The sequence below is a fragment of the Streptomyces sp. MS06 genome, assembly GCF_047200655.1.
Lineage (GTDB): Bacteria > Actinomycetota > Actinomycetes > Streptomycetales > Streptomycetaceae > Streptomyces.
The window spans coordinates 1-10261 of the sequence record NZ_JBJZOJ010000108.1; the positions used below are offsets into that span (position 1 = coordinate 1).

Genomic DNA, 10261 nt, shown 5'->3' on the forward strand with positions numbered 1-10261 from the left:
CTAGCCGGAAGACCGGGTTTCGGCCCCGACGCGTGAGCGGCGGGGCCGCATTGCGTGGGCCGTCCGCCGCCTGCCGGATTCACCTCGTCGCGTACGAAGTCCGCAGTTCAGGAGGGCACCGGGCGCCCACCGACCGCCTCAGCCGGCCGCGCGCAGATGCTCCCGGTCGTCGTGGCGGGCACGGCAGCTCCGGCAGTGGCCGGGCTCGGGGGCGCGGAAGGCGCGCTCGCAGCCGTCACAGGTCTGGAAGGGCAGCACGGCCGGGCGTCCGGCGTCCGGGCGGGGCGCGGGGTGCGGTGGGGTGGGCAGCGGTGTCTCGCGGAGCCGGAAGGAGAGGACGCTCGCCGGCCGGGCCCGGAACCGGTCGGGGAGCCGCACCGTCAGCAGCTCGGTGATCTCGCGTGGTCCGACACCGGCCGCCAGCCACTCGGCGACGGCCGGCGCCAGCCGGGCGGCCTCCCGCGCGGACAGCACGAGACGGGGGTCGACCCGCCGCAGGGCGGTCAGCACGGCGACCGCCTCCGGGTCGGCGTCGGCGAGGGCGGCCGTCTCGGCTTCGGCGCGGACGGCCCTTTCGGCGTGGGCGGGCTCGGCCGTCCCTGCTTCGGCGGGTGCGGACCTCTCGACGTCGGCGGGTGCCGGCGTCGGGTTCACGGTCCCGTCCCCGATCGGGTCCACGGTCCCGTCCCCGATCGGATTCACGGCGCTGTCCCTCGGCTCCCCGGGGTCGGGAGCGGGTGCGGCTTCCCGCCGGGGGGCGCTCCCTGGGGCTTCGGTGCCGGTACGGGGCCGGGGCGGCCTCGGCGGCCGGGGCGGATCGTCCGGGCCGCCCGGACCGCCACCGCCCGGACCGTCGTCGTCGGTGCCGGTGGGGACGTCGTAGAAGTACGTCCGGGTGCGGACCTGCCCGGTGGGCGTCCGCTCGCGGCGGCGCTCCAGGTATCCGGCGGCTTCGAGTTCCCGCAGTGCCCGCGAGACGAGGATCTCGCCCTCGGTGAAGTGCGCGCACAGGGCGTGGATGGTCACCGGGGAGCCGTCGGGCAGGGACGCGATGTACGCGGCGACACCGACCGTGACGGCGCTGCCGCGCCGCTGGGCGAGGGCGTTGGCGATCACCGTGAAGTCGGCGGTCAGCCGGGTGCGGACGTGGATGACACCGGAGCCGGGAGCTCCGGCGCCGGCGCGCGAGGGCGCGTTAGACTGCGAGTCAGCCATCGGGAAGGTCTCGACTTCCTGAGCGGTCAGGCCCTCGATCGGGATTGCCGTCCCGGCCGGGGGCCGTATCTGTTTGCGGTTGTCGCCGTGAACGTAACGGTCCGTGTCCCGCGCCCGCAAGCCGGTCACCCGCACGGGTGACGCCCGCCCTCCGGCGCGGGGAGGGTGGGTGGGCGGGTGGTTCTTTCCCCGGTTCTTTGGGGGATGTCGTGGCCGACCGGACCCTCGCGGGCAAGGGTCCGGTGCGCCGGGAAGGCGGACGGCGGCCGGGTACCGGCAGCCTCAGGGACGGGTGCGGCCCGCCTTCAACTCGCCTATGAAGGCGGTCCAGGAGGCGGCTGCGAAGCACAGCGCCGGACCGGCCGGGACCTTGCTGTCACGTACGGGGACGACGGCCGGGAACCCGTCGGCCACCTCCACGCAGTTGCCGCCCTCCTGATTGCTGTAACTGCTCCTGCGCCAACCGGCGCCGTTCAGATCGGGAAGGGACCTTCGCTCCACGGTGGTTGTCCTCCATCACGGATCGAATCATGTCGAGCGACATGAGCGGGGGCAGAGCTGCCGCCCGCAGTCGATCGTAGGTCAGTGCGAAACGGCCCACCTCGTCCGGATCCTCGATGAGTTGGCCGTAGTGCGCACCTTCGGTGTAGGCGGCCTCCGAACCGTCGGGCATCGTGAGCACCGTGAGCGAGCCGCCCATGGCATCGTGCTCGCCTTGGTCGAACGGCAAGACCTGCACAGTCACTTGGGGTTCCGCAGCTGCGCCGAGCAGCCGCGCCAACTGCTCACGCATCACCTCCCGCCCGCCGACCGGCCGCCGGAGCACGGCCTCGTCAAGGATCACCCACAGCTCGGGGCGATCGGGTGCGCTGAGGCGTCCCTGTCGTCCCATCCGAAGGGCGACCCGCTCCTCCAACTGCTCCTCGCTGCCCAGCGTTCGACCAACTCGCAGCACCGAACGCGCGTAGTCCCGGGTCTGCAGGAGACCCGGAACCACATGGGCCGCGTACTCGCGGACGACCACCGCCCGTTCCGCGTGCTCCATGAACCTGCGCGACCAGTCCGGAAAGGCCTCCCGGTACACGTACGGCCACAGGTCCACCAGCAGGTCCTCCGCGCCGAGGGCCGCGTCCAGGGCCCGTGCCAGTTCCAGGGTGGGCCTCGCTCCGGACGCCCGCTCGATCTGCGTGATCCGGGTACTCACCACGTGCGTCAGGGCGCCGAGCTCGGCCTGGGTCAGTCCCGCCGCCGTCCGGAGCCTGCGCACGCGCGCGCCGAACAGCGCCGCCATCGACGCACTGGGATCAATTCCGTTGGCCAAAGCGTCACTTCCGTTCCTTACGGATCGCACGGTAAGGCTGCGTCACCTGGTGAGCGTAGGGCGACCGGACGACTCTTGAATGCGGAACGTGAGGGAGTGCGCACATCGTGCGACCCCGCCCCCTCTTGCTGCTCGACGGAGAAGAACGGAACGACGCCGTGCTGACAGAGACGACCGCCCCGGCGGACGAACCGGGACGCGCCGATGCCGCGCGCCCGGCCGAGACGGATGCCCTCGACGGTGTGGAGGACGAACGCAGGCCTCTCGTCGTGCAGTTCGCCTGCACTCCGCGTGGCGCGCGGCTGGCCCGGCGGCTCGCCGTACGGCAACTGGAGGAGTGGGGGTGCCCGCCGGCGTCGGACGCGTCCTGCGCGGTCGCCCTCGTCGTCGCCGAACTCGCCGCGAACGCGGTGCGCCACGGCCGGGTGCCCGGACGGGACTTCGGCCTCCGGCTCGCTCTCGACACGGCGGCGGGCCTGGTGCGCGTCGAGGTCGCGGACGCGGCCGGCACGCGGCGGCCTCCCGCGACGCTGCCCGGGTCGGCCCCCGAGGGCGAGTCGGGGCGGGGGCTGCTGCTGGTGGACGCCCTGGCCGCGCGCTGGGGTTCGGCTCCGCGTCACCCCGTCGGCAAGACGGTGTGGGCGGAGATCCCCCTCGATCCTCCGGCCCCCGCGGCTCCGGGCTGACACGCGAGGGTGCAGGTCGGCTCCGGCGTCACGGGATGCCCCGAGGCGCCTCAGATCGAGGGCGCCTCACACCGGGGGCGCCTCACTCCAGGAGTCCGGCGATGCGGTCCTGGTCCTGGTCGGCCGCGGTGAAGGTGACGAGTTTCTGCTCCGGATCGTCCGCGAGTTGAAGGACGACGTGCTGGAGTTCGATCTCCCCCAGGGCGGGGTGGCGGAGCCGTTTGGTGCCGGAGCTCAGCGGCGTGACCACGTGCTGCGGCCACCATTCCCTCACCTCCGGGCTCGCCGCGAGCAGGCGTTCCAGCAGCTCGCTGAAGCGCGGGTCGCCCGGGTGCCGGGCCGAGGCCGAGCGGAACCGGCCGAGCAGTGCGGATGCCTCGGCGGGCCAGTCGACCATGACCTCCCGCGCCTCGGGGTCGGTGAACATCCACCAGAGCAGGTTGCGCTCGCGGGCCGGACGGGCGGGCCAGTCGGTCCACAGTGCCCTGGCCGCACGGTTGGCGGCCAGGACGTCCCAGCACCGGCCGGTGACGTAGGACGGGCACGGGTCGAGCCGGTCGAGGAGGGCGGGGACGGCGGGCGGCAGCGTTTCGACGACGGGGGTCTGTGCGGGCGCGGCGCCGTGGACGAGTTCGTGGAGGTGGGCCCGTTCGGCGCCGTCGAGCCGCAGCGCAGCCGCCAGCGCGTCGAGGACCTGCCGTGACGGCCGCACGTCGCGGCCCTGTTCCAGGACGGTGTAGTACGTCGGCGAGATGGCCGCGAGCTGGGCCACTTCCTCGCGCCGCAGGCCACGGGTCCGGCGTCGGGCGCCCGGCGGCAGACCGACGTCGGAGGGCTGGAGTCGTGCGCGCCGCGAGCGGAGCAGATCCCCCAACTCCCGTGCACGGCCTGAGGAACCGGTCATCCTGGTACCCCCGTTACTAGGAACGGCGTCCTGTGGATACCAGTTTACGGGGTGGCTACGTTGGCGGAATGGACACGCGAAGCACCGCTCCGGAGGACCGCGGCACCGGGACGAGCGGCGGGCCCGCGCAGCAATCCGCGCGACGGTCGCAGGACCGGCCTCCGGACCCCGGCGCACCCGGGAACCGCACCGTCCGCACCATCCGGCCCATCCGGCCCATCCGCACCGAACGGGTCGGCGTCCCGGTGGACGACCTGCCGCCGATGGGCGCCTACCTCGCCCGCCCCGCGGCTCCCGGCCCGTTCCCCGGGGTCGTGGTGGGCATGGAGCTCTTCGGCGTCGACGCCGCCGTCCGCGAGGTCTGCGACCGGCTGGCCGGCCTCGGGTTCGCGGCGATCGCACCGGACCTGCACCACCGGACCGCGCCGGGTACGGAACTCCCCCGCGACCCCGCCGGCCGGGAACGGGGCTTCGAACTCCTCGGGCTGATGACGCGGACCGGCGTGCTCCGGGACGTCCGCGCCTGCATGGACCACCTCCGCGCGTCCGGCAGCGAGCACGTCGGCATGGTCGGGCTGAGCCTCGGCGGTCACGTCGCCTACCTGGCGGCCACCCGCCTCGACCTCGCCGCGGTGGCCGTCTTCTACGGAGGATGGCTGCCGACGACCGACATCCCGCTCAGCCGGCCCGAGCCGACCCTGTCGCTGACCCCGTCCATCACCGGACGGCTGCTCTTCCTCGTCGGCGAGGACGACCACGTCGTCCCGCCGGACCACCGGCGCGAGATCGCCGACGCGCTGGGAGCGGCCGGCGTCGAGCACGAGGTCGTCGTCTACCCGGGCGTCGGACACGGCTTCCTCGGCACCGACCCGGCCGCGGCAGCCGACGCGTGGCACCGCGTCCACACGCTGCTGACCGGCGTCGCAGCGCGCACCTGACCGGCCCGGCCGGACCGGCCCGCGGCGGCCGCAGCGGGCGCAGGTCGGACGCGGGCGCGGGCGTCGGCGCGGGAGGGGGCGTCGGCGCGGGCGCATACGGGGGCCGGAAAACGGCGGGAGCCCGGCCGGGGCGCGCGACCGTCCAGGTCGGCGCTCCGGCCGGGCTCGCGTTCGTCCACGGCGGGTGTCTCCGCGGTGAGCACGGACCTGCCCCGTGGCGGGCCCGCTCGCGCGGGCGCGCCACCGCGGCCGCTCACGGGTGCTACGCGTCGCCGTCCTCGGGCTTGTTGCCCTCGGCGTCCTGCTCGAGACCGAGCTGCTCCACGAGCCACCGGTCGAACTCGATCGCGGCACGCACCCAGCTCACCGTCGAGGAGACGAAGAACTCGAGGTTCACACCGGGGCCGATCAGCATCTGCGCCTCGCCGATGAGGCGGACGGTGCCGTCGTCGTGGGTGTGCGTGTAGACCTTGGGCCACAGGGTGCGCCGGTTCCAGTCGTCGACCGACTCCAGGAGCTGCGGCTTCTCCTCGATCTGGTGCGGCCGGTCGTAGAAGGTCCGCACCGAGAAGACCTGCTGCTCGCCTTCACCTCGGAACATGAAGTAGGTGCGGAACTGCTCCCACGGAGCCGCGAGGTCGCCCTCCTCGTCGACGACGTACTTGAGCTCCATCTGGTCCAGGAGCTGCTTCACAAGATCCTGATCCGGGACGACGGGGCCCGCCGGTCCTTGGGGCTGCTGCTCGGGCTGGCCCCCGAAGTTCGGAATCGAGGACGGGTCGATGCTCACCGTGTTTTTCCCTTCGTACGGATTCCGCCATCCTCCCTCATCCGGGGAGGGGGGAGGCAAGCCCCGACGTGGCCTGTCTGCCGTCGGCTGACACGATCCGGCCGGTGCCGATGGGCCGGGAGCCGGGGACGGGCAACGGTACGGCAGGAAGGGAGGCCGCACGGACGGCGGGCTCCTGAGGCGTGGACGGGCCGTGGACGGGCCGCGGACGGCCACGAGCGGCGGGAAGCGGAGGCGCCGACGGGTCGCGGGAGGTGGGAAGCGCAGGCGCCGACGGGTCGCGGGAGGTGGGAAGCGCAGGCGCCGACCGGTCGCGGGCGGCCGCGGGAGATGAGGGCGGGGGCGCGGGAATGGCCGAGGAGCACCCGGTCGGTGGGGTGGCGGACGGCGGACGGGGCAGTGCCAGGGGCACAGGCCGGCGTTTGCATCCGGGACGAACCCGTCGGCCGCCGTGCCCGTCCGCCGTGCGCCCCCCACGCCGTCGGGCGGCGCACGGCGGACGGCGCGAACACGCACCGTGCGCGGCGCACACGGCGGGTGGCGGTGCACCCGCACCCCCACCCGCCGCTCACATGACGCGCCCCCGGAGGCGTACGGACCACCTGCACCGCACGAACCACCCGTGCCGCACCAACCACCCGAGCCGCACCAACCACTTGTGCTGCCCGTGCCGCACGGGCCACCCATGCCGCACGGGCCACCCATGCCGCACGGTCCGGCCGGAGGTCGGTCAGAGCGTCTTCGTCTCCCCGCCGCCCGGGCCGACGGTCAGCCCCTCACCGCCGGCGTCGACACGGACCGTGTCGCCGTCCTTCACCTCTCCGGCCAGGATCTCCTTGGCCAGCCGGTCGCCGATCGCGGTCTGCACCAGGCGGCGCAGCGGTCGCGCGCCGTAGGCCGGATCGTTGCCCTCGCGGGCGAGCCAGGCCAGGGCCTCGGGCGTGACGTCCAGGGCCAGCCGGCGCTCGGCGAGCCGGGCCGCGAGCCGGTCGATCTGGAGGCGGGCGATACGGCCCAGCTCGTCCGTGGAGAGGGCGGAGAACACGACCAGGTCGTCCAGCCGGTTGAGGAACTCCGGCTTGAAGGAGGACCGGACCACCTCCAGCACCTGCTCCCGCTTCTCCTCCTCGCCGGTGAGCGGGTCGACCAGGAACTGGCTGCCCAGATTGGAGGTGAGCACCAGGATGGTGTTGCGGAAGTCGACGGTGCGTCCCTGGCCGTCGGTGAGGCGGCCGTCGTCCAGGACCTGGAGCAGGATGTCGAAGACCTCGGGGTGCGCCTTCTCCACCTCGTCCAGCAGGACCACGCTGTACGGCCGGCGCCGCACCGCCTCGGTGAGCTGGCCGCCCTCCTCGTAGCCGATGTAGCCGGGGGGCGCGCCGACCAGCCGGGCCACGCTGTGCTTCTCGCCGTACTCCGACATGTCGATGCGGACCATGGCCCGCTCGTCGTCGAAGAGGAAGTCGGCGAGCGCCTTGGCGAGTTCGGTCTTGCCGACGCCGGTCGGGCCGAGGAAGAGGAAGGAGCCGGTGGGCCGGTCGGGGTCGGCGATCCCGGCGCGGGAGCGGCGCACCGCGTCGCTGACGGCCCGCACGGCCTCGCCCTGCCCGATGAGCCGCTTGCCCAGCTCGTCCTCCATCCGCAGCAGCTTCTGCGTCTCGCCCTCCAGGAGGCGGCCGGCGGGGATGCCGGTCCAGGAGGCGACGACGTCGGCGATGTCGTCGGAGCCGACCTCGTCCTTGACCATGGTGTCCTTGGCGACCTCCTCCTCGGCCTCGGAGGCGGCCTCCAGGTCCCGCTCCAGGTCGGGGATCTCCCCGTAGAGCAGCTTGCTGGCGGTGTCGAAGTCGCCGTCGCGCTGGGCGCGTTCGGCCTGGCCGCGCAGGTCGTCGAGGCGTTCCTTCAGCTCGCCGACGCGGTTGAGGGACTGCTTCTCCTTCTCCCAGCGGGCGCCCAGCCCGCGCAGTTCCTCCTCCTTGTCGGCGAGGTCGCGGCGCAGCTTGGCCAGGCGCTCCTTGGAGGCCTGGTCGGTCTCCTTGCTGAGGGCCAGTTCCTCCATCTTCAACCGGTCCACGACACGCTGGAGTTCGTCGATCTCGACGGGGGAGGAGTCGATCTCCATGCGGAGCCGGGAGGCGGACTCGTCGACGAGGTCGATGGCCTTGTCGGGGAGGAAGCGGGAGGTGATGTACCGGTCGGACAGGCTGGCCGCGGCGACCAGCGCGGAGTCCGCGATCTGCACCTTGTGGTGGGCCTCGTAGCGTCCCTTCAGCCCGCGCAGGATGGCGATGGTGTCCTCGACGCTCGGCTCGGCGACCAGCACCTGCTGGAACCGGCGCTCCAGGGCGGGGTCCTTCTCGATCCGCTCGCGGTACTCGTCGAGGGTCGTGGCGCCCACCATCCGCAGCTCGCCGCGGGCCAGCATCGGCTTGAGCATGTTGCCGGCGTCCATGGCGGAGTCCCCGCCGGCGCCGGCGCCGACCACGGTGTGCAGCTCGTCGATGAAGGTGATGATCTGCCCGTCGGAGTCCTTGATCTCGGCGAGTACGGTCTTCAGCCGCTCCTCGAACTCGCCGCGGTACTTCGCCCCGGCGACCATCGCCCCGAGGTCGAGCGCGACGAGCCGCTTGTCGCGCAGCGACTCGGGCACGTCCCCCTTGACGATCCGCTGGGCGAGCCCCTCCACGACGGCGGTCTTGCCGACGCCGGGCTCGCCGATGAGGACGGGGTTGTTCTTGGTGCGGCGGCTGAGCACCTGCACCACGCGCCGGATCTCCTGGTCGCGCCCGATGACCGGGTCGAGCCTGCCCTCCCGGGCCGCGGCGGTGAAGTCCGTGCCGAACTTCTCCAGGGCCTTGTACGAGCCCTCGGGGTCGGCGGTGGTGACGCGCCGGCCGCCGCGGGTCTTCCGGAAGGCCTCCAGCAGCTTCTTCGCGGTGGCGCCCTGCCGTACGAGCACCTCGCCGGCCTGCCCGCCCTTCGCGGCGAGACCCAGCAGCAGGTGCTCGGTGGACAGGTACTCGTCGCCGAGGTCCGCGGCCCGGGCCTGGGCGTCGGCGATCACGGCGAGCAGCTCGCGGTTGGGCTGCGGGGGCGCGACGGTGGACCCGGTCACCCGGGGCAGTGCGGCGAGGACCTTCTCGGCGCCGGCGCGTACGGCGGCCTGGTCGGCGTCGACGGCGGCGAGCAGGTCGGTGATGTTCTCGTTGTCCTGCCCCTGGAGCAGTGCGAGGAGCAGGTGGGCGGGGGTGAGGTCGGGGTGTCCCTCGGTCACGGCCCGGCTGCCGGCCGCGTTGATCGCGTCTCGGCTCCTGTTGGTCAGCTCGGCGTCCACGTTCGCGTTCTCCTCCTGGCCAGCGTCCGGCATCCATTCTGACTCAGTCAGTGTACACAAACTTGAGCCTATGGCGCTCAAGCCATGAGCCCTTGATGCTCGAGCTCGGCGACCTCCAGGATCTTCGGATGTTTCGCGACATTTCGCCGCAGGGCGGGGCGGTGGCGGCCGAGCGGCCCCGGTTGCCGCCGCCCGCACCGGGCCGATCCGAGGCCTCCGACCACTGGCACGTCGACGACGCGCACGCCACACTGGTGCGTACTGTTTCCGGACACGCGGATGTGCCGGCCGCTCGCCGACCGCTGAGCGGGATGCGCCACCGCCGTGACCGGCCGCCGGGGCGGCACCCCGGTGGCGCCCCCGGGCGGCAGGCACCCTCCGCACCTCCCCGCCGTACCGGACGCCCCCGGCGCGGCGGGTCCGGCGCACCCGACACCGCGGGCGTGCGACCCCGGGTCCGGCACCACGCGGGCCCGGCACTGCCCCGAAGGAGCGCGGATGGCCGCCTACCCGCAGGACCCGGGTGCGCCCGACGCGGCGTACCTCGCCTTCTGGCGGGAGAGGCACCTGTGCACGCTGACGACGCTGCGCCCGGACGGAACCCCGCACGTCGTACCGGTCGCCGTCACCTACGACCCCGAGGCCCGGCTGGCCCGGGTGATCACCGGCAGGGCGAGCGCGAAGGTCCGGCACATCCTGGCCGCCGGCCCGGAGGGCGCCAGGGTCGCCGTCTGCCAGGTGTCCGGACGGCGCTGGGGCACGCTGGAGGGCCGCGCAGCCGTCCGCACGGAACCGGAGCGGATCGCGGACGCCGAGCGGCGCCACGCGGAGCGCTACGAGCGGACCCCGTCCCCGAACCCGGACCGCGTGGTGATCGAGATCGCGCTCGACCGCGCGATGGGACGCGGGTAAGACGTGGCCGAGATGCATCACCATCGAAATTCAGCCACGTACGGCACGGCCGTCACGCGGCCCCGCGCCTCCCATACCGGCACGAACCCCCGAAAACTGCAGCGGGGGGGGGGGGGGGGGGGGGGGGGGGGGGGGGGGGGGGGGGGGGGGGGGGGGGGGGG

At 73.6% G+C, this 10261-nt stretch carries 9 protein-coding genes; 3 read left to right on the forward strand and 6 right to left on the reverse strand.

Annotation, left to right across the window (positions count from 1 at the left end; translation table 11 throughout):
• Window positions 1-138 precede the first annotated feature (138 nt).
• The 3 genes from ACL02U_RS32185 to ACL02U_RS32195 all read right to left on the reverse strand — a co-directional run bounded on the left by ACL02U_RS32185 (window position 139) and on the right by ACL02U_RS32195 (window position 2506).
• Window positions 139-1215, reverse strand: coding sequence for a hypothetical protein (locus tag ACL02U_RS32185; protein WP_412794544.1), 1077 nt, complete (start codon window positions 1213-1215; stop codon window positions 139-141).
• A gap of 282 nt (window positions 1216-1497) precedes the next feature.
• Complete coding sequence (locus tag ACL02U_RS32190; protein WP_412794545.1) at window positions 1498-1635, reverse strand: DUF397 domain-containing protein; 138 nt, start codon at window positions 1633-1635, stop codon at window positions 1498-1500.
• Window positions 1592-2506, reverse strand: a complete 915-nt coding sequence (locus ACL02U_RS32195; RefSeq protein ID WP_412794550.1) for a helix-turn-helix domain-containing protein — start codon at window positions 2504-2506, stop codon at window positions 1592-1594. Before ACL02U_RS32195 ends, ACL02U_RS32190 begins: the two co-directional genes overlap by 44 nt.
• A 272-nt stretch (window positions 2507-2778) precedes the next feature.
• Here ACL02U_RS32195 and ACL02U_RS32200 point away from each other — a divergent pair, with 272 nt between their 5' ends.
• Window positions 2779-3222: an ATP-binding protein gene (locus ACL02U_RS32200; protein ID WP_412794551.1), complete on the forward strand. Its 444-nt coding sequence runs from the start codon at window positions 2779-2781 to the stop codon at window positions 3220-3222.
• Window positions 3223-3304: 82 nt separating this feature from the next.
• Here ACL02U_RS32200 and ACL02U_RS32205 read toward each other — a convergent pair whose 3' ends face one another.
• Window positions 3305-4126 carry a helix-turn-helix domain-containing protein gene (locus ACL02U_RS32205; RefSeq protein WP_412794546.1) on the reverse strand — a complete coding sequence of 274 codons (822 nt, stop codon included), beginning with the start codon at window positions 4124-4126 and terminating at the stop codon, window positions 3305-3307.
• Window positions 4127-4194: 68 nt separating this feature from the next.
• Between ACL02U_RS32205 and ACL02U_RS32210 the strand changes: the two genes are divergently transcribed.
• Window positions 4195-5064 carry a dienelactone hydrolase family protein gene (locus ACL02U_RS32210; protein ID WP_412794547.1) on the forward strand — a complete coding sequence of 290 codons (870 nt, stop codon included), beginning with the start codon at window positions 4195-4197 and terminating at the stop codon, window positions 5062-5064.
• A 262-nt stretch (window positions 5065-5326) separates the two neighbouring features.
• Here ACL02U_RS32210 and ACL02U_RS32215 read toward each other — a convergent pair whose 3' ends face one another.
• Both ACL02U_RS32215 and clpB read right to left on the reverse strand, forming a co-directional pair.
• Window positions 5327-5854 carry a YbjN domain-containing protein gene (locus tag ACL02U_RS32215; protein ID WP_412794548.1) on the reverse strand — a complete coding sequence of 176 codons (528 nt, stop codon included), beginning with the start codon at window positions 5852-5854 and terminating at the stop codon, window positions 5327-5329.
• A 730-nt stretch (window positions 5855-6584) separates the two neighbouring features.
• On the reverse strand, window positions 6585-9188 hold the full coding sequence (gene clpB / locus ACL02U_RS32220) for an ATP-dependent chaperone ClpB (RefSeq protein WP_412794552.1): 2604 nt from the start codon (window positions 9186-9188) through the stop codon (window positions 6585-6587).
• A 498-nt stretch (window positions 9189-9686) separates the two neighbouring features.
• Between clpB and ACL02U_RS32225 the strand changes: the two genes are divergently transcribed.
• Window positions 9687-10100, forward strand: a complete 414-nt coding sequence (locus tag ACL02U_RS32225; RefSeq protein ID WP_412794549.1) for a pyridoxamine 5'-phosphate oxidase family protein — start codon at window positions 9687-9689, stop codon at window positions 10098-10100.
• Window positions 10101-10261 lie beyond the last annotated feature (161 nt).